At 52.7% G+C, this 20,992-nt stretch carries 11 protein-coding genes; 8 read left to right on the top strand and 3 right to left on the bottom strand.

The window, feature by feature from the left end; genetic code table 11:
- Positions 1–163 precede the first annotated feature (163 nt).
- The 4 genes from OH144_RS14640 to OH144_RS14625 all read left to right on the top strand — a co-directional run bounded on the left by OH144_RS14640 (position 164) and on the right by OH144_RS14625 (position 7,667).
- Positions 164–289 carry a hypothetical protein gene (locus tag OH144_RS14640; protein ID WP_266203022.1) on the top strand — a complete coding sequence of 42 codons (126 nt, stop codon included), beginning with the start codon at positions 164–166 and terminating at the stop codon, positions 287–289.
- A gap of 811 nt (positions 290–1,100) precedes the next feature.
- Positions 1,101–2,375 carry a Gfo/Idh/MocA family oxidoreductase gene (locus OH144_RS14635; protein ID WP_266203021.1) on the top strand — a complete coding sequence of 425 codons (1,275 nt, stop codon included), beginning with the start codon at positions 1,101–1,103 and terminating at the stop codon, positions 2,373–2,375.
- A 60-nt stretch (positions 2,376–2,435) separates the two neighbouring features.
- Positions 2,436–5,864 carry a DUF1080 domain-containing protein gene (locus tag OH144_RS14630; RefSeq protein WP_266203020.1) on the top strand — a complete coding sequence of 1,143 codons (3,429 nt, stop codon included), beginning with the start codon at positions 2,436–2,438 and terminating at the stop codon, positions 5,862–5,864.
- Between the two features lie 87 nt (positions 5,865–5,951).
- Positions 5,952–7,667: a GMC oxidoreductase gene (locus tag OH144_RS14625; protein ID WP_266203019.1), complete on the top strand. Its 1,716-nt coding sequence runs from the start codon at positions 5,952–5,954 to the stop codon at positions 7,665–7,667.
- A 135-nt stretch (positions 7,668–7,802) separates the two neighbouring features.
- On the opposite strand, the gene OH144_RS14620 is transcribed toward OH144_RS14625, so the two are convergent.
- Both OH144_RS14620 and OH144_RS14615 read right to left on the bottom strand, forming a co-directional pair.
- Positions 7,803–9,560 (bottom strand): RagB/SusD family nutrient uptake outer membrane protein, encoded by a 1,758-nt coding sequence (locus OH144_RS14620; RefSeq protein ID WP_266203018.1) that lies wholly within the window; start codon positions 9,558–9,560, stop codon positions 7,803–7,805.
- Between the two features lie 50 nt (positions 9,561–9,610).
- On the bottom strand, positions 9,611–12,973 hold the full coding sequence (locus OH144_RS14615; protein WP_266203017.1) for a SusC/RagA family TonB-linked outer membrane protein: 3,363 nt from the start codon (positions 12,971–12,973) through the stop codon (positions 9,611–9,613).
- A 626-nt stretch (positions 12,974–13,599) separates the two neighbouring features.
- Between OH144_RS14615 and OH144_RS14610 the strand changes: the two genes are divergently transcribed.
- Together OH144_RS14610 and OH144_RS14605 are read left to right on the top strand one after the other, a co-directional pair.
- On the top strand, positions 13,600–14,139 hold the full coding sequence (locus tag OH144_RS14610) for a gluconate 2-dehydrogenase subunit 3 family protein (RefSeq protein ID WP_266203016.1): 540 nt from the start codon (positions 13,600–13,602) through the stop codon (positions 14,137–14,139).
- A complete protein-coding gene (locus tag OH144_RS14605; RefSeq protein ID WP_266203015.1) occupies positions 14,139–15,854 on the top strand; it encodes a GMC oxidoreductase in 1,716 nt (571 codons plus the stop codon). Before OH144_RS14610 ends, OH144_RS14605 begins: the two co-directional genes overlap by 1 nt.
- Positions 15,855–15,933: 79 nt before the next feature.
- Here OH144_RS14605 and OH144_RS14600 read toward each other — a convergent pair whose 3' ends face one another.
- Positions 15,934–16,758 (bottom strand): serine hydrolase, encoded by an 825-nt coding sequence (locus OH144_RS14600; RefSeq protein WP_323134731.1) that lies wholly within the window; start codon positions 16,756–16,758, stop codon positions 15,934–15,936.
- A 387-nt stretch (positions 16,759–17,145) separates the two neighbouring features.
- Here OH144_RS14600 and OH144_RS14595 point away from each other — a divergent pair, with 387 nt between their 5' ends.
- Together OH144_RS14595 and OH144_RS14590 are read left to right on the top strand one after the other, a co-directional pair.
- Positions 17,146–19,563 carry a glycoside hydrolase family 2 protein gene (locus OH144_RS14595; protein ID WP_266203013.1) on the top strand — a complete coding sequence of 806 codons (2,418 nt, stop codon included), beginning with the start codon at positions 17,146–17,148 and terminating at the stop codon, positions 19,561–19,563.
- Between the two features lie 76 nt (positions 19,564–19,639).
- Positions 19,640–20,785, top strand: coding sequence for a galactokinase (locus OH144_RS14590; protein ID WP_266203012.1), 1,146 nt, complete (start codon positions 19,640–19,642; stop codon positions 20,783–20,785).
- Positions 20,786–20,992: the final 207 nt, after the last annotated feature.

The following is a 20,992-nucleotide window of genomic DNA, read 5'->3' as shown; positions in this document are numbered from 1 at the left end:
TGCCCGCCAAGGGCATGCTGAGCGGGGGCGAGGCAAGGAGGGAACACAGCGCGATGCCAAAGGACGAGGCCTCCCGGCCTGGAGGGAGCCAAAGCCAGAGATGAAACGACCTGGTCGTAAAGCCATGGATGAACAGTAGCTAGCAAGGATAGCTTAGCTCAAGATGAAGGAAGCAGCGGCTGTGGAAGTATGGCTGAAGTATGAGCAAAGTATGAAAGGCACAAGCGGACGCTTGCGCCAGGGAGGCTATAGGAACAGCAAGTATAAATCAACAAGTATAAAAGTATAAAATATAGCTCAAGTATAGTTGCACAGCCCAAGTATAAGTACGGCTCTGGTAACCGTCGGGTAGCAAACCCGACACCGTTGCAGGACACAAATCAGAAGACTTGCGCCAGATTAAGAGGATGGGGAGGGGCCGGGAATAAGTCTATACTTCCACACAAATCGCAACTTGGGTTAAATAATAGGGCGGGGTAGAAGTAAAGCTTGAGTAGCGTGGAGAACTCAAAGGCTTGTCGAAGGGCTGCAGGTTAGTTCGCGCATCTACTGCCTTGTAGTCTTTCTGCCTGTTCCTTAAGGTATACTACCTCTTCTCCAACTCTCTTTCCTTACCTGCAAAATAGCAGAAAATGCAGCCTTGGTTTGTACCTCATACATCACCAAGTATAGTCCAATAAAAGCACAACACAATGGCGTAACAGGCAGAAGTATGTTTGAGGCCGTACTAGCAAAAGTCAAATAAATCTTACTTTTAAAGGCAGGAGGCTTTATTCATAATATTTAAATTCCTATATTGAAAGGCTTAAAAGCTACTTTTCAGATACCTGAAGCACAACTGGAATTGTGCTGAAAGCCTAATCAAAACAAGAGAAGACCAGTTTACACTGCGCTCTCCTAACACCACCAACGCTAAAGGCAAAAAGCTACAATTAGCTCTCACGCCTGAACAGCGGCAAAGAATAGCTTACCTCCGAAGTGCTACGGCCTGCCAGGCTGGGCAACTATTAGTTTCGGATTTTACGCTTACTGTTTGTTTTTACATGGCTCACCGCAGCCATATCACTATTAAAATAAATTTGTAAAAATCTCTGTGCTTCATGAAACCAGACAAAGAGAATTCAAGACGGGACTTTTTAAAGAAGTCTGCCTTTGCATTAGCCTCCTTTACCATTGTGCCGCGCTTTGTGTTGGGTGGGAAAGGATATGTACCCCCTAGCGACCAGCTGACCAAAGGCGTGATTGGTGTAGGGGCTATGGGACGCAACCATTTCCCTTATGCCGATACAAGGGTAGTAGCCGTCTGTGATGTTGACCAAAACCACCTGAAGAAAGCTGTGGACATGCTCGGAAAGGGCGTGAAAACTTTTACTGATTACCGGGAGCTGATCCAGATGCCGGAAGTGGATATTGTGCACATCGCCACCCCGCCGCACTGGCACGGCATTATGGCCGCCGATGCGGCCCGCGCAGGAAAAGACATCTGGTGCGAAAAGCCGATGACCAGGACCATAGGCGAAGGCAAGCGTGTGGTAGAGGCCGTGCAGCAGCACGGGCGCATCTTCCGCCTCAACACCTGGTTCCGGTTCGATGATATTTTCTACGGCATGGGCACCACAGTGAAGCCCATCAAGAAGCTGGTGGACAGCGGCTTGCTCGGCTGGCCCCTGAAAGTGACCGTTGGCCGCGGCACCGGCTATGACTGGAAGTTCTACTGGGTAGGCAAAACTAACTTAGACCCGACCCCCGTGCCGAAAGAACTGGATTACAATATGTGGCTGGGCCCTGCTCCCTACAAGCCCTACAACCCGCATCGCGTGCACGGCACGTTCCGTGGTTACTGGGACTACGATGGCGGCGGCCTCGGCGATATGGGCCAGCATTACCTGGACCCCATCCAGTACTTCCTGGGCAAAGACAACACCAGCCCGGTCTCCGTGGAGATTGACGCGCCGCAGCAGCACGCAGATGCCGTAGGTACCTGGCGCAGTATTACTTATACCTATGAAGATGGTTGCCAAATCATCCTGGACGGGGAAGGCAAGGAGGAAAACATCCCTTACATCGAAGGACCTAAAGGCAAGCTCTACCCGGGCTTCCGCTCCGACATTCCTGATCTTAGAAGGAAATTAGCCGCTTTCCCTGATCCCGAGCCTCAGGTAACGGACTTTGTGCAGGCCGTGAAGAACCGCCAGAAGTTCGCCCTGAACGAGGAAAACGGCCACCGGTCCTGCACGCTTGTCAACATGGGCCTGGCCGCCCTGCGCCTGGGCCGCTCCCTCAAGTTCGACCCGGTAAAGCAGGAGTTCATCAACGACGAAGGTGCCAACCGCCTGGTTTACCAACCGATGCGCTCCGACTGGACACTGGTGTAACTGTTTGGCTAAGAAGTAAAAAGCATTCTTTTATAGTTAGAAATATACTTTACTAACATCATGAGAAAAATATCATTCGTGCTCCTGGCTTTGCTTATGTTAAGCACAGGCGTTATGGGGCAACGCAAAAACGATCAGCGGACCCTTTCCACGAAAATCGCAGATTTGCTGGCAGAGCTGCCGGCCAGGGACGAAAAGCACCTGGAGGCAAGTATGGCAGGCATTGCTGCCATGGGCGAGGAAGGAATCCTGCAAATGGCCGGCATGTTGTCGGCACCTGGCAAGGGCGACAATACCAATATAGAATACGCTTTAGGCGGTTTCTCCACTTACGTGATGGAGTCGGAGCGGGAGGACTGGCGGAAAATGAGCGCCAACGCCTATTGCAAGGCGCTCCAGAGCGCCGATCATGAGGAGAACAAGGCCTTTTTGATCCGGCAGCTGCAAATGGTTGGGGACGACCAGGCTGTCGCTTGCCTGCAGGGGTACCTGGGCGATGGCCGCCTCTGCGGTCCTGCCGCCAGAGCCCTGACAAGTATAAACACTCCTGCCGCCAGCCTTGCGCTGCTGCAGGGGCTGCAGCGTGCGCAAGGTGATTGCCAGCTATCTCTAGTAGGAGCCTTGGGTGATACCCGCCATGCCGCAGCTGTGCCGGCCTTAACGCCCCTGGCCAGCAGCCAGGATGAAAAACTGCGCAAGCTGGCCCTCTTTGCTTTGGCCAACATCGCGGACCCGGCTGCCGAGGTTGCTCTGGCCAAAGCGGCGGAAGAGGATAACTACAAATTCGACAAAGATAACGCCGTTGCCGCCTACCTGCTGTATGCCAAACGGCTGGCAGAGAAGGGGCAGCCGGAGCAGGCCCTGCGCATTGCCCAATCGATCTTAGGTAAAACTGCCACGGATGAGCAGGTGCACACGCGCACGGCAGCCCTGAAGCTTTTGAGCGACATTCAGAAAGAACAAAGTATGCCGCTTCTGGTAAACGCAGCAGGCGATGCGAGTAAAGAATATCGCGCTGCCGCCCTGAAGTTTGCCGGGCCATACCTGACAGCAGATAACACCTCGCTGTGGGTGAAGAAACAGAAGAAAGCCGATGCCGCAGTACAGGCAGAGATCATCACCATGCTGGGCAAAAACGGTGCGAAGGGCGCCTTGCCTGCAGTGCAAAAAGCATTGAAGAGCAAAGAGGAACAGGTAAGGCTCGCCGCCATAGGTGCTGCCGGTAAGCTGGGGCAGGAAGAAGCCTTGCCCTCCCTATTGAAAGCCATGCGCAAAGGTGGTGAACAAGAAGCCATTGCCGTTAGAAACGCTCTTTTGATCATGAAAGGCGATGGGATGACGGATAAAGTCTCGCAGGCCTTGCCGAAAATGCCGGCGGTAGCACAGGCAGAGCTGTTGGCGGTTCTGGGTGCCCGCGGGGAGAACAGGAGGTTTCAGGAGGTGTTGCCTTACGCCAAACACAACAGCCCTGCTGTGCGCATGGCTGCGCTGGAGGCACTTGCCAACATAGCCAGCAAAGAGAACCTGCCGCAGTTATTTACCCTCCTGAACGAGACATCCCAGCCGGAAGAACTGGAGGCGGTGCAAAAAGCCGTTGTGGCCGCCGTAGGTGATTATGAAAACCAGGCGGAGAAAGCCGAACTGGTGCTGCAGAAGATGAACGAGGCGCCCGCAGAAAAGCGATCTGCTTACTTTAACATACTGGCAAGTATAGGCGGAGACCAAGCACTTCAGGCTGTTACGCAGGCCTTCCAAAACGGTGATGCGACCACCAAAACTGCCGCCCTGTCTGCGCTATCGCAATGGTCGGATGTAAGTGCGGCCAATGAATTGTATCGTATCAGCGCAAGTGCAAGCAATGCAACCTACCTGGACCAGGCGCTGAGAGGCTATGTTCGCGCCGTGAGCATTGCCAAATATCCTGCAGCCCAGAAGGTGCTGATGCTGCGCAAGGCCATGGAGGTGGCCAAAACCACCGAGCAAAAGCAGCTTATCCTCACGCAAGTAGGCAGAAACCGGACCTTCCCGGCCCTGGTGTTTGCCGGAAAGTACCTGGATGAGCCTGCCTTGCAGCAACAGGCGGCGCATGCCGTCATGAACATCGCTTTGTCCAGCACTGATTTCCAGGGAGACGTGGTACGGGAGTATCTGAACAAAACGATTCAGGTGCTGCAGGGGCCGGACAGCGAGTACCAGAAAGAGTCGATGCGCAAGTTCCTGGCGGAGATGCCAAAAGGCGAAGGCTTCGTGGCGATGTTTAACGGCAAAGACCTGACCGGCTGGAAAGGCCTGGTGGAAAACCCTATTGCGCGGGCCAAGATGGACAAGAAGACGCTGGCCCAAAAGCAGCAACAGGCCGATGAGCAGATGCGAAAAAGCTGGATTGTGCAGAACGGCGAACTGATCTTCACAGGCAAAGGCGATAACATTGCTTCTGTCAAGAAGTATGGCGACATCGAAATGTTCGTGGACTGGAAAATCTTTGATGACGGTCACAAGGAAGGCGACGCCGGTATTTACCTGCGGGGCACACCACAGGTGCAGATCTGGGATACTTCCCGGGTGAACGTAGGCGCACAGGTAGGTTCCGGTGGCCTGTACAACAACAAAGTACACCCAAGCAAACCGCTGAAAGTGGCCGACAACCCTCTGGGCGAGTGGAATACCTTCCGTATCCTGATGCAAGGCGACCGGGTGACGGTATACCTAAACGGGGAACTGGTGACAGACAACGTTATCCTGGAGAACTTCTGGAACCGGGACCTGCCAATCTTCGCGGAGGAGCAGATAGAGCTGCAGGCACACGGCTCCAGAGTGGCTTACCGCGATATTTACATCCGCGAGATTCCACGCCCCAAGCCGTTTGAACTGAGCGCAGCAGAGAAGAAAGAAGGCTTTAAGGTACTATTCGACGGGACCAACATGCACAACTGGCAGGGAAACACCACCGACTATACCATAGAAGATGGGGTGCTGGTGGTGCATAAGCCTAAGTTCGGCAGCGGCGGTAACCTGTTCACAAAAGAAGAGTACAGCGATTTCGTATTCCGCTTTGAGTTTAAACTGACACCAGGGGCAAACAATGGCCTGGGCGTGCGCGCTCCACTTGAAGGAGATGCCGCCTACGAAGGCATGGAGCTGCAGATCCTGGACAACGACGCCGACATCTACCGAAACCTGGAGGAGTACCAGTATCATGGTTCTGTGTACGGAGTGCTGACCGCAAAGCGAGGCGCTTTGAAGCCGGTAGGCGAGTGGAACTACCAGGAAGTGATCCTGAAAGGACCAAAGGTGAAGGTCATCCTCAACGGCACGACCATCCTGGACGGCGACATAGCCCAGGCAAGTAAAAACGGAACGCTGGATGGAAAGAATCACCCGGGGCTGAAGCGCCAGAAAGGCTACATTGGCTTCCTGGGACACGGCTCCACCGTTTGGTTCCGTAACATCCGTGTCAAAGACCTGAGCAAGAACCAGAAAGCTCTATAGAAACCATTCTGTAATTTATACCCTGAAGGCCGGCATGTACCGGCCTTCAGCTATTCAAAGGTTAAAATCACTTCAACTTCAAGTAAGATGGCAAATTTCAATACTTCCAAATTCGCTGACCATACCTATGATGCCATCGTGATCGGGTCTGGGATCAGTGGTGGCTGGGCTGCCAAAGAGCTATGTGATAAAGGGCTGAAAACCCTGGTGCTGGAGCGGGGAAGGAATGTGGAGCACCTGAAGGATTATCCCACGGCAACCAAGAACCCCTGGGACTTTCCGCACCGTGGCCGTCTGTCGCTGGAGCTCAGGGAAGAAAACCCGATCGCCTCCAGGTGCTATGCCTTTAAAGAGGATGCTACCCATTTCTTTGTAAAGGATCAGGAACACCCTTATGTGCAGGAAAAGCCCTTTGACTGGATACGCGGTTACCAGGTGGGCGGCAAGTCGCTTTTATGGGCGCGGCAGACCCAGCGCTGGAGCAAGTATGATTTCGAAGGCCCGGCCCGCGACGGTTTTGCCGTGGACTGGCCTATCCGCTACGATGATATTGCCCCCTGGTACAGCCACGTGGAACGTTTTGTCGGGATCAGCGGAAACAAAGATGGAGTAGACACCCTGCCAGATGGGGAGTTTCTGCCCCCCTGGGAGATGAACGTGGTCGAGAAAGCCATCCGCAAGCGGATTGTAGAAACTTACCAGGACCGCCATGTAATGATTGGCCGTTGCGCCCACTTAACCAAGCCTGAGGAAATCCATCACCAGCAGGGACGCGGGCAGTGCCAGGCCAGAACGAAGTGCCAGCGCGGCTGCCCCTACGGCGGCTACTTCTCCTCCAACTCCTCCACACTGCCTTGGGCTGCTAAAACCGGTAACCTCACCCTGCGCCCCGACTCGGTGGTGCATTCCATACTTTATGATGAGCAAAAAGGCAAAGCCGTAGGGGTACGCGTAGTGGACGCACACACCAAGGAAGCGACCGAGTACTTCGCCAAGATTATTTTCGTGAACGCGGCGGCGCTGAACACCAACCTCATCCTGCTCAACTCCACTTCTTCCCGCTTTCCGAATGGTCTGGGCAATGATAATGGGCTACTGGGCAAGTATGTGGCCTTTCACAATTACCGGGGTTCGCTTTCGGCAAGTATGGAAGGCTACGAAGACAGCTACTACTACGGCCGTCGTCCGTGTGCGGTCATGATGCCTAACTTTAGGAACGTGCACAAGCAGGAAACCGACTTTCTGCGGGGGTACATGGTGTTCTATAGCGCCGGCAGAGGCAGGGGAGGCGCTGCTCCGAACGGCGAGCAGCTTGGAGCGGCCTATAAGGATGCGTTGTCGGAGCCAGGTGGTTGGGGCATTTACATGATGATGCAAGGGGAGACGATCCCGAAGGAAAACAACTACGTTAGCCTAAGTGCCAGTGAGAAGGATGCATGGGGTGTGCCTTTGTTGAAGGTATCGGTTGGGTATGATGACAATGACGAAAAGTCACTGAAGGACTTTTTGGTGCAGGGTGCGGAGATGCTGGACAAGGCGGGATGCAAGAACATACACGCCAATGACAGCAAACAGGCGCCGGGGCTCGACATCCACGAGATGGGCGGCGTCAGGATGGGCCACGACCCGAAGACCTCGCTCTTGAACAAGTATAACCAGCTGCACGCCTGTAAGAACGTTTTCGTGACCGATGGCGCCTGTATGACCTCTACCGGCACGCAAAACCCCTCCCTCACCTACATGGCCCTAACGGCAAGAGCCGTGGATTATGCGGTAAGTGAAATGAAGAAGGGTAATCTGTAAGTATAGCTCGTAACTATTTCGGTCTCATTACTTCTAAAGGGAGCGATAAAAAAGAAAACCACTTGTAAGTGTTACAAGTGGTTTTCTTTTGCTTTATACTTTTGAAAGGGGGAGCAATCAGCTCGCCGATTTCATTTAGTACCCAGGGTTTTGTGTCAGAGCAGAAACTCCTCCCTGTGTTTGCAGGTCTATCTGCCTTTGTGGGATTGGGAAATACTCATGCTTTCCTTGAATGAAGTTGCCTCCTCTCACATCTGGCAACAGCGCCCCTTCATAGCCGAAGAAGGAATTTAGCTCCTCTGCAGCCTTGCCCCAACGTACCAGGTCAAAGAAACGATGACCTTCCAGGGCGAGCTCCAACTTGCGCTCAAAGTAGATCGCCTCCAGTGCTTGTTCTTTACCCAAGCCTGCAAAATAACCATCCGGATAAGGCGCCACGTTGTAATTGGCAGCTTCCTCGTTGGTGAAACCGGCTGTCGGGTTTTCCGGATCTTTGTACTCATACACTTTGTTTACCGGCAAGGCGGCTCTGGCGCGCACCATGTTCACGTACTCCTGTGCCTGCGACAAGTTGCCCAGCTGGGCCTCGGCTTCTGCGGCCATTAACAGTACGTCTGCATAACGGATCAATACTACGTTTATAGCAGAGCCCGGGGCCCATGAGCTTTGGTCAGAGTAAGTATCGGCAGTAGCCTGCCAGTAAATATGCTTCTTAGAAGAATAAGGACCAGCATAGCTTTGCAAACGAATCCATGCCTGACCTGGATGTGCACCCCAATCCAGGAACGGAATACCACGACGGCCTACTGTCCAGTCCAGGCGCGGGTCCACGGGCTGTGTATCTGGCGTGAAGGCCTGGTTGGAAGCGATGCCTTGGTCATGCTTTAACGCGGTGGCGTTGTAATTGTCCAGGTAAGGCAGGCCCTGAGCATTGGTACGGTAGGAATTAGCCAGGTCTATAGTCGGCTGGAAGAACCCGCAGCAGCGGAACGGGCTGTTGTACGGGTAGTTCAGCATTTCGCCTTGGTTGGCATTTGCAATAGTACCGGTACCATCGTTAGCCACCATCTGGATAGCAAAAACAGACTCCTTGTTGTTCTCATTGGCGGCATCAAAGTTATCTTTGAATTTATCCACTAAGCCATACTTAAGCCCATTAGAGGTAACGCCGGATGTAATCACCTGGTCAAAGATGCCTTTTGCCTCGGCATACTTTTTCTGGTACAAGTAAGTTTTTCCCAGATAAGCTGCGGCGGCCCATTTATTAGCCCGACCTACCTGTGCCTGTGTGTTAGGCAAGTTATCCATGGCAAACTGAAAATCCGCCTCAATCTTTGGCCAAATATCAACATTGTTCGGCTGGTTATAATTTTCGGTCGTTTCATCTATCCAAGGCACCATGTTAAACATCTTCTTCAACTCAAAATAATAATGCCCACGTAGAAAGCGTGCCTCCCCTTCAATTCGCTGCTTAGTAGCACTGGGTACATCAGTTGCCTTTGCGAGTATCTTTAAGGTGGAGTTTGCACGGGTTACACCTTCGTACAAAGCTTTCCACTTGGTATTGAAGAAGCCGTTGCTTGGGTCCGAGATGAAGGTGGCGATAGAGTTGATGGCAGGCTGGTCTGCGCCATCGCTACCCTTATGAGCCTCTCCCCCGGCCACACTACCGTATATCCAGTTAGTAGGTGCAGCCTCCCACTGACCTCCACCGGCAATGGCAGCTCCATTACCCTGACCGTCTAAGGCAGCATAGGCACCGATTAAAAGTTTTTCTAAGCCTGCCTCATTGGCAATTATCTCCTCGCCTAATTCTCCGATGACTGGCTTTTCAAGAAAATCATCACCGCAAGACGGTAGCAACTGCATAGTGCTAACTACTGCAGCTGTCATAACAATCAATTTATATTTTTTCATATCTGTAAAAAGATTAGAATCAAAAATTAGAAGGAAACGTTGACACCGGCTATGTACTGGCGCATGTTAGGATAATTACCTTCGTCTATTCCGAATGCTCTGGTGCCGCCGGAAATTTCAGGATCCAGGCCAGAGTACTTGGTTATGGTGAACAAGTTAGCAGCCTGCACATAAACCCGTAAACTGCCAATGCCATAGCTGCTTAGCAGGTTTGTTGGTAATGTATAGCCTAACTGCACGTTTTTGGCCCTTAAGTATGAGCCATTCTCGACATAGTAAGAATTAGGAACGTTGGTTGTACTGAAAGAACCACTCGTTTCCTGTATGGGTGCTGTCGCATTAGGATTCTCTGGGGTCCAAGAATCGTAGAGTGCTGTTTTACTTTTTGCCCCTACAAAGTTCGGATTGAAATCCGTCCACCATTTTACCTGGTTCCATATGTCATTTCCTTGCGAGCCATACAGGAACATAGTAAAGTCGAAGTTCTTGTAGGTAGCGGCTATATTCAAGCCATAGGTGAAATCAGGATTGGGATTTCCTAGCACGGTTCTGTCATCAGGTGTGATAATTCCATCGCCGTTGGTATCGGCATAGCGAAAGCGGCCTGGTTTCACATCTGCCTGGTAGATAGCGTTTGGATCACCTGTAGAGGTTCTGGCCAACTCATTTGCATCGCTTATTTCAGCCTCATCATCCCAGAAGCCCTCTATCTGATAGCCAAAGAAGGAGCTCATCGGAGAACCTATCTGGTTACGAACAATTAAGCTTCCGTTGAAACGACGGCCTTCTAGATCGAAATACTGAGGACCATTTGATACTTTTAATATCTCATTGTTATAGGTTGTTATTGTAGCAGTTAAATCCAACCTGAAATCAGAGGTGATGTCAAAATGCCCTGTTATTGCTGCATCCAATCCCTTATTTCGCATTTCGGCAATATTTACGGATGGTACTGTTGCTCCACCAGCAGTGCCTGGAAGTTCCACATTAAACAGTAAGTCCTCTATTCTCTTGTAGTAGTAATCAGCGGTAATATCAATTTTGCCATTTAGTAATGTCGCATCGATACCAATGTTACTGTTAATGTTGGTTTCCCACTTCGCATCTGGGTTACCAATGCGGGCCTTCCTAAAGCCTTCTATGACAGAGTTATTGGTGCCGCCAATGTCATAGTAGGACAGGTTTCTATCAGAATTAAAAGTAGTAAAGGCGTTTTTAGGATCCACATTTATCTGGTTACCCATCACACCATAACCACCACGGAGCTTCAGGTCTGAAATCCAGCTGATGCCCTGCATAAAGTTTTCCTGAGAGATTCGCCAACCAGCACTTGCCGCTGGGAATACCCCATACCGGTTGTTTTCACCAAACCTGGAAGAACCATCTCTTCTAATTACAAACCCAAAGAGGTATTTGTCTTTCAGGTTATAATCTAACCTGCCTATTAATGAGTATAATGCATCTTCGCTTCTGTTGCTAAAGTTATTACGCGTACCAGAACCTGTTCCTAGGCCAGTAAAATTCGGGTCAAATGAGAAAAAGCCCTGGGTTGAACCGCCCACCTCGTTCCAGTAATTATTGTAAGCTTCAGAGCCAACCACAACTGTCACATCATGTACATCATTAAAATTCTTTTTAAAGGTTAATGTGTTGGTCCAGGTCCAGTTATAGCCATTACTAGCACTTTGATTGTACTGGTTGATGGTATTATTCTCACCATTTTCATACTCTGGATAGGTGAAGGAGCGGCTGTTGTTATTATACATTTCACCACCAAAGATGGTGCGCGCTGTGAAGTGATTCAGGAAGTCCGCTTCAGCATACACATTACCAAAAAGGCGGTTATTGAGCACCTTATTGTTTTTTAGTCTATCAAGCTGCGCCACCGGATTTCTGGCATTCCCTAAGCCACCACCAGAAGAGCCAGAGAAGTTCCCCATTATATCATACACCGGGATGATGGGCTGCAGGCGATAGGCCATGTTTATTAGGTTCTCGCCGCCCCCTATCTGAGGATTCTCAATGATGGAATAGGCCAGGTTTTCCCCTACCCGGATGTTCTTGTTTACATTAAAGGAGCTGTTTGCTCTTACGGTGTATCGCTTGAAGTAGGTGTTTTCCAGTACCCCCTGCTGATTAAAGTAGTTTGCAGCAAAGTAAAAACTTCCCATCTCACCACCGCTACTTACCGCCACATTGTGGCTCGTAATAGGGGCTGGTCTAAATATTTCGCTGTACCAGTCAGTGCCTTCTTTGTTTGCCCTTGCAATACGGTAGAAAGTGCTCAGTTCTGTACTTCCTCCTGTATAAAAAGGATTTACATTATAGCGTGAAGGGTCTGCTGCCGGGTCTCCTTCCATCACGCCAGTCAGCGTAACTCCCTCGCCTGATACCAGGTAGTCAGGCAGTAAAGGGCTAGGCCCAGAGCCATACAGACGAGGACTTGGGCTAGTATTGCTGTTTTTAGCTACTAACCATTCCAGTTCGGCCATTTCTTGAGGATTGGCCAGGTTCCAGGGGTTTTCTCCTGACGGGCGCTGCGTGCCGTAGTAGCCATCATACGTCACCGATACTTTGCCTTTGCCTTTTTTTGTTGTGATGATGATCACCCCATTGGCAGCACGGGAGCCGTAGATAGAGGCAGAGCCGGCATCCTTCAGTACCTGCATGGTTTCCACATCGTTGGGGTTTAGAGTGCTGATATTTTCGGTAGGAACCCCATCTACTACATACAGAGGGGTATTGTTTCCGAAGGTGTTAAAACCACGTATCCTAACCTGCTGCGCCTCTCCTGGTTGTCCTGATCCAAGAACCGTAACACCGGATGCTCGCCCTTGTAACATGCTCGAAACTTGTGCCTCCGGTTGTTTGGTCATCTCGGACACGTCTACCACAGCCACGGCGCCGGTCAGGTCCTTTTTCTCCTGTACCGCATAGCCCGTCACCACCACTTCCTGCAGCGCCTTTGTGTCGGTAGCCATGGCTATGGTTATGGAGGAGCGGTTGTTTACCGGTATTTCCTGTGTCTTGTAGCCAATGAAAGAAACAACCAGGGTGCTGTTGCCATCCGGCACGCTCAGGCTGAAGTTGCCATTCACGTCAGTGGTGGTGCCTAGTGTCGTTCCCTTCACTACAACGGTGGCCCCTGGTATGCCTTCCCCGTTTTCGTCGGTTATCTTACCCTTTACCTCAACGTTCTGCAGTACCATGCCGCTCTCCGAAAGCAGGCTGCTTTCTATGGCGAAGGGAGCTATCGAAGCGGTGGCGGTGGTAGGTGCTTGCAGCAGACAGGCTACAGCGAGTGCCGTGGCCAGCTTCATCTGCCGGGACGTAAACTTTGCATGCCTGCCCAATGGGGGAATCCATGCCTTGGAGTAATTCTGTTTCATTTTAGTAGGTTAATTAGGTGAAATCGTATTTAGGCTTTTCAAAAGGTGTAAGCACACACCTGTAAGACTCTTGTAAAAAGACTCTTGATTACCTGACAGATGACAGCAGGGGACCAGAAAGATTTGGGGAGTTGAAGTACAGTTTTTACATAGGCTTTGCTAGATAACTGAGTGATCAATCATTCAAAATATGCGTAAAAAAGTTAAAAAGCAAGAATAAATATGCTGTTATACTTTAATTTTGAAAAAAAGTATATAGAGGTATAGGGGTGTTTTGAGAACTATTGAGGGATGGGTTGTTGTTGGTTGGTGGTAAGCATGTTGTGTTAGCAAGGTGCCAGGGTTTGTAACATGGTCGTATTCAGGTTCTCATGGAGCTTTTAGTTAGAGGCATTGAAGTATAATAACAATGTGAGTGGTTACTTATTTTTAGTAGAGAAAAATTGTTTTTTGGTAGCTACACATAATTGTTATCTTGTGTGGCTGAAAGCAGTTGGCCGTGCTCACCTTGGCTCAACTTAATCAAGTACCAGACTTAAGCTCTGAGGATGTCGTTGCTTTCCCTGGGTTATTAAAAGAGCAATCCTCAGAAATAAATAAGATAAGAAACTTAATGATTAGTATAAATGGATAGGCGATCGGCCGTGAAGGGCCTGTTGATTTTCGCGGGGGGCGTGGCCGTGCTGCCCTCCTGCGTGCTGGAAGAAGGGAAGGCCTCTATCCCGCTGGAGCACCTGGATGTGTCGGCCCAGCAGGAGGAACTGCTGGCTGAGGTAGTGGAGACGATCCTGCCCGCCACCGACACCCCTGGGGCCAGGGACATGGGGCTGCACCTGTTCACGCTCACCATGCTCGACGACTGCTATTCCAGGGAGGATCAGCAGACGTTCATGTCGGGCATGGCTGCCTTTGCCGAGCTAACCAAGGAGCAGACGGGAAAGCGGTTTACCAAATGTAGCCCGGAGCAGCGGCAGCAGGTAATGGCTGGCGTGAACGCCGGGCAGGCACCGCAGGAGGTGCTCACCTTTTACAACATCCTCAAAGGCGAAACGATCAAAGGCTACCTCAACTCCGAGCTGGTGATGACCACCCTCCGGGTTTATGAGTTGGTGCCGGGCCGGTACGAGGCCTACTATCCTGTAACAGCAGAAGCACAGATAAGCTAATGGCGAATTTGAACATAGACAGCGTGAAAGCGCGCACCTACGATGCGATTGTGATTGGCTCGGGCATCAGTGGGGGCTGGGCAGCCAAGGAACTGACCGAAAAGGGGCTGAAGACCCTGGTGCTGGAGCGGGGCCGTGACGTGAAGCACAACCGCGACTACCCCACCACCAACAAGATGCCCTACGAGTTCGAGCACCGCGGGGAGGTGCCCCTGGAGATACGGGAGAAGGAGCCGGTGGTAAGCCGCTGCTACGCCTTCCGCGAGGACGCCATGCACTTCTTTGTCAAGGACTCCGAGCACCCCTATGTACAGGAGAAGCCCTTCGATTGGATCCGCGGCTACCAGGTGGGCGGCAAGTCGCTGCTGTGGGCACGGCAGACGCAGCGCTGGAGTGAGTTGGATTTTGAGGGCCCGGCCCGCGACGGCTTTGTCGTGGACTGGCCCATCCGCTACAAGGACCTAGCTCCCTGGTACAGCTATGTAGAGAAGTTCGCCGGCATCTCCGGCAACCGTGACGGCCTCGCCGAGCTGCCTGATGGGGATTTCCTGCCTCCTTACCCTTTGAACAGTGTGGAGGATTATTTCCGCCAGCAGCTCAAAAGCCACTACGGCAATCGCCACGTGATCAGCGCCCGCTGCGCGCACCTGTCTAAGCCCAACCAGATCCACTTCGACCAGGGCCGGGCGCAGTGCCAGAACCGCACCCTCTGCCAGCGCGGCTGCCCCTTCGGCGGCTACTTCAGCAGTAACTCCTCTACGCTGCCCTGGGCCGAGCGCACGGGCAACCTGACGCTCAGGCCCTTCTCGGTGGTGGAGTCGGTTATTTACGACGATAAGGCCGGAAAGGCGACGGGCGTGCGGGTGGTAGATGCCAACACCAAGGAGGTGACGGAGTACTATGCCAAAATCATTTTCGTGAACGCTTCGGCCCTGCACACCAATCACATCCTGCTCAACTCCATTTCCTCCAGGTTTCCCAACGGGCTGGGCAACGACAGCGGGCTGCTGGGCAAGTATGTAGCCTTCCATAATTACCGGGCCAGGGTTACAGCTGAGTACGATGGGCTGCTTGAGTACGCTACGGCTGGTCGTAACCCATCCGATGGGGGCTACATTCCGCGTTTCCGCAACCTGCACAAACAGGAAACCGACTTTTTGAGAGGGTATGCCGCCGGCTTTGGGGCCCGCCGCTACCAGGTGGAGGACCGCTCCGGCTTTGGCGTGGACCTGAAAGAGCAGCTGCTCAACCCCACGTGGAGCAACTGGAAAGTAGGCTCGCACATGATGGGAGAGACCATCCCGAAGGAGGAGAGCCAGGTAAGCCTGGACAAGGACCAGAAGGATGCCTGGGGCATGCCGCTCCTGCGCATCAACATCGGCTACGACGACAACGACGAGAAGATGGTTGCCGATTACCTCGAGCAGATGACGGAGATGTTCACCAAGGCGGGCTTCACCAACATCAAGACCGTGGATTCGAAGCAGGCACCGGGGCTCGACATTCACGAGATGGGCGGTGTGCGCATGGGCCACGACCCGAAGACCTCGCTCCTGAACAAGTATAACCAGCTGCACGCCTGTAAGAACGTTTTCGTGACCGATGGCGCCTGCATGACCTCCACTTCCACCCAGAACCCCTCGCTGACTTACATGGCCCTGACGGCAAGGGCTGTAGACCACGCCGTCAGCGAGATGAAGAAGGGAAATCTGTAACCGCTAAACTTTTTATGTATAAGCAGCGAGGGCCTGTCGTTCCAAACGACAGGCCCTCGCTGCTTATACCTTCCACGTGCTACCGCTTTCCTGCTACATACTTGTAAATCAGTTCTGATACATTCGCCATGGCTTCCATGCCAGCTTTGTCATCCTTTAACTCCTTAGACAGTAGCACCAGCACATACTTTCGCCCGTCGGGAAGTATAACGATGCCTGAGTCGTGGCGGACGCCGGTGATCCAGCCTGTTTTGTGGGCTACTTTTACCTCCCCGGGGAGCTTGGCGGGAATAATTTCCCGGTGCCGTTGGTCTAGCAGGATGCCGATCATATCCTGTGAAGCCTCCGGGCTTACAGCGCTGCCTTCCGCTATCTGCTCAAAGATCACCAGCAGGTCGTAGGCAGTGGTGGTGTTGTTGAGCCCCTGCTCGTAGGCTTTGATGTCTTCCACGCCGCGCAGCACCTGTATATCCCTGGCACCCAGCTCGCGCATACTCTGGGTTACTCTTTTGGCGTCCAGTTGCTCTATTATGATGTTGGTAGCCAGGTTGCTGCTCTGTATGATCATCTTGTAGAGCAGCTCTGATATAGGTCTTCTCTGGCCCACTAAAGTATAAAGTTCCTGCTCACTGTCGTCTCCGGCGCTGATGCTAAACTGGCTGCCATCTACTATACTGCTGAACTCATTCTTGATCAGAATAGAATCTTTCATAGAGAATCTTCCCTCCGCAGCCTGCTTGTAAGCCTCTATCAGCACGGGTGTTTTCATGGTGCTGGCAGCATGGAACGTCTCCCGCTCGTTTAGCAGCAGTTCCTCGCCGGTTGCCAGGTCCTTGAAGGCTACGGCAAAGGTGCCTTCCTGCTTTTCTAACGCTTCTGTTATTTGCCGGCGTAGCTCATTCATGGTTATTTCAGATTTAGAAGCGGTACAGCCTGCCAGAAATATAAACAGGGCCGGTAAGTATACACATATTCGGAAGGGCATGAGGTTAGCAGTTAGCGTGGAAAGTATAGGAAGTGAAGTTACTTTTTTATCCGAAGGCGCCAAAAGCGGCTTGTTGTACGAGAGTTGCTTTTTTTCGGATTAGGTAGGATCACCCCTATGGCGAAACCGGCAACAAGGCGTTAGAAGTTGATCTAAACGCTGCGTGTACCTGCACGCGGCTCTGATTTTTTTTATACATTTACAAGACCGACGGTCTGCCCGCAGGAGAGGCGCAGGAGTTATAGAAAATCATACGCTAAGATATCACCTTAAAACAAGCTACCCGAACCCTTAAGCCAAGCCATAATGCCTGATTTGCCTAAAACTGAATTTTTCCGCCTGTTCCAGCTCGTCTGTATTTGCGGCGCGCTGCTAGTGGCCGGCTGCAGAAGCATCTCTGGTAAACAAGCTGCAACAGCTGCACTTTCGATGCAGCGCTTCAACGACGACTGGGAGTTTGTGCGGGACGTGGACTCAGCAGCGGTTTTTGCCGGGCAGCACAGGCTGACATGGGAGCAGGTATCGCTGCCGCACACGGCCCGCCTGGAGCCTATCCTGAAAACAGCGCAGCAGTGGCAGGGCATCGCTTTCTACCGCAAATCGTTTAACCTGCCGGCAGCCGATAAAGGGAAACACATCGCCCTGAAGTTCGAGGCCGCCATGCAGGTGGCCGATGTATACCTGAACGGGCGGCACATTTTCCGCCACCTGGGCGGCTACCTGCCGTTTTATGTAGATATTTCAGACCATGCCACGTATGGCCAGGAGAATGTGGTGCTGGTGAAACTCAACAACGAGGACAACTCTAAAGTAGCTCCCGGCAAACCCTTGGCCGACCTGGATTTTAACTACTACAGTGGCATCTACCGCAACGCTTACTTGGTCACTAAAGACAAACTGCACATTTCCGATGCCGTGGCTGCCAACCGCGTGGCCGGTGGCGGCGTGCTGCTGCGCTACGGGGACGTAAGCAAACAGGCTGCCACCCTGCAGGTGCAGACGGAGGTGAAAAATGACCATGCCGGGTCGCGGGAGGCGCAGGTCCGGATTATACTGGCGGACAGCAGCGGCCACAAAGTAGGGGAGGCACTCTCTGAAAGTATGGCCGTGCAGCCAGGCGCTTTCGGGACGTTCAGGCAAAGTATAAACATTACCAATCCCAATCTATGGTCGCCGGATGCGCCATACTTGTATACTTTGGTCGTGGAATTGCTGCAGGACGGCAAGGTGCTCGATCAGCAACGTATAAAAACGGGTGTTAAGACTTTCCGCTTTGCCAAAGACGGCTTTTACCTGAATGGCGAGAAGCTATACCTGCGCGGCACCAACCGTCACCAGGAGTACCCCTACCTCGGCTACGCCCTTTCTGATAACGCCAACTACCGCGATGCTTACAAAATAAAGGAGGCCGGCTTCAACTTCGTGCGCTTGTCGCACTACCCGCAGGCGCCCGCGTTTATGGAAGCCTGCGATGAACTGGGGCTGCTGACAATGGATGCCCTGCCGGGCTGGCAGTTCTTCGGGGATGCCGGGTTTCAGAAAAACACCTTACAGGACGTGCGCGACATGGTGCGGCGCGACCGCAATTATACCTCGGTTATACTTTGGGAGGCCTCGCTGAACGAATCGGGTATGACGGAGGCGTTTATGCAGCAGGCCCACCAGGCAGTGCACGAGGAGCTGCCGTTCGACCACATTTATACTTGCGGATGGCTGGATGAGGTATACGACGTGTTCATCCCGGCCCGCCAGCACGCCAAGGCCCCCGACTACTGGAACAAGTATGGCAAAGACAAACCGCTGCTCATTGCCGAGTATGGCGACTGGGAGTACTATGCGCAGAACGCCGGCTTTAACCAGAAAGCGTTTGCTAACCTGAAAGAGGAGGAGCGCACCAGCCGCCAGTTGCGCGGATTCGGGCAGAAGCGCTTGCTGCAGCAGGCCCTCAACTACCAGGAGGCTCACAACAGCAACCTGCAAGGCCCTGCCGTAGGCGATGCCAACTGGCTGATGTTCGACTACAAGCGCGGCTACGCCGATGATATAGAGGCCTCCGGCATCATGGATATTGTGCGCCTGCCCAAGTTTGCCTACTATTTCTACCAGAGCCAGGCCGGTCCTGACCTGGATAAGCATGCTGTCTTCCATAAGCCGATGGTGTTTATCGCCAATTACTGGAACGACCCGGAATTAATGACCGTGAAAGTATACAGCAACTGCGAGGAGGTGGAACTGCAACTGAACGGCAAAACCATCGCGCGCCAGCAGCCTGACCAGGACAGGAACTCTACGCACCTGCCACACCCGCCGTTCACCTTTGAGGTGCCCAGGTATGAGGCAGGTACTTTAACAGCCATCGGCTACATAAACAACAGCACAGCAGCCACACACGCGCAGAAGACTCCCGGCAAGCCGGCAAAACTCATACTTCATGCGGATTACAGCGGCAAAAAGCTGCAGGCTGGCGTAAACGATGCGGTATTTGTATACGCCAGCGTAGCCGATGCACATGGAACGGTAGTACCGGACGCCGTGAATACAGTACGCTTTGCTGTAGAAGGTGATGCTGCGCTAGTAGGCACAGAGGTGGTAGAGGCAGAAGCCGGCATTGCCGCCATACTTGTAAAAGCCGGAAAGCAGGTAGGCATACTCAAAGTACAGGCGCAGGCAGAAGGCCTGGTGGCCGGGAGTTATACTTTGGAGGCCGTTAAAGAGGTAAAATAGAATATACGTTGTAAATTACCCATTCGGGGATAGGAGAGCTACTAGTACCCTCCAAGCTAAAGCCATACTTACAAAGATGTTACAAGAGATTAAAGATAAATTCAAGGAACTGTACGGGCAGGACCCGTTGGTAGTGCGTTCCCCGGGGCGGGTGAACCTGATCGGCGAGCACACCGACTATAACGGTGGCTTTGTGCTGCCGGCCGCTATCAACAAGGAGATCTACTTTGCCGTGGCGCCTAACAACACCAACACCTTCCGCGCGTACGCCTACGACCTGCAGCAGGAGGCAGCGTTCGACCTGGGCCAGGTGCAGCCATCCGGCATAAGCTGGGCTAATTACCTGTTGGGCGTGATTGCGCAGCTGCAGAAAGCCAACTACGAGGTGAAGGGCTTCGACCTGGTGTATGGCGGCAACATTCCGATCGGGGCGGGGCTTTCATCTTCGGCGGCCGTGGAGTGTGGCTTGGCTTATGCGTTAAACCATATCTTTGGCTACAAAATCCCAAGGTTTGAGCTGGTGAAGATGGCGCAGCTGGCCGAGCACGAGTACGCGGGCGTGAAGTGCGGCATCATGGACCAGTTCGCCAGCATGTATGGCCGCCAGGACCATGCCGTGAAGCTCGACTGCCGCTCCCTCGACTTTGACTACTACCACCTCGAAATGGCCGATTACCGCATCGTGCTCTGCGACACGCAGGTGAAGCATAACCTGGCCTCCTCGGAGTATAATACCCGCCGCCAGGAGTGCGAGGCAGGCGTGACGCTGCTGCAGCGGCACTACCCGCAGGTAAAGAGCCTGCGCGATGTGACGGTGCCGATGCTGGAGCTGCACCAGGAGGAGTTCGAGTCGGCCGTATACAAGCGCTGCACCTACGTGGTGCACGAGAACATCCGTGTGGAGGAGGCTTGCCAGGCGCTGGAGCAAGGCAACATGAAAACCTTTGGCGAAAAGATGTACGCCTCGCACCGCGGCCTGCAACACGATTATGAGGTGAGTTGCCCGGAACTGGACTTCCTGGTGGATCAGGCCAGGGATATGGAGAGCGTGCTAGGTGCCCGCATGATGGGCGGGGGTTTCGGCGGCTGCACCATCAACATCGTGAAACTGGACGCCCTGCAGGAGTTCATAAAGCAAATGGAGGAAGCCTACAAGCTACAGTTCGGCATCCACCTGAAAACCTACGTGGCCGAGATCGTGGATGGCAGCAGCCTGGTGTAGCTGAGCCAGGTATAACACCTCAAGTAGCGATTAACCCACTCCTGCTCCTCCCGGGAGGGCAGGGACGTTAAGATCTGCGTTTTTTGTCATCCTGGAAGGATCTTGGAGGCCAGCAGCAACGGCTTAACCAACCTATTTGGGTTTGCTCCTTCATAATTAGGAGTAGATCGCAAGCTCAAGTATAAAGTATAAATGCCCTTTTCGGGC

Origin of the sequence: Pontibacter kalidii (genome assembly GCF_026278245.1) — a bacterium.
GTDB classification, from domain to species: Bacteria; Bacteroidota; Bacteroidia; order Cytophagales; family Hymenobacteraceae; genus Pontibacter; species Pontibacter kalidii.
The sequence above is the reverse complement of the archived record's forward strand: the minus strand, read 5'-3'. Positions and strand labels throughout refer to the sequence as shown.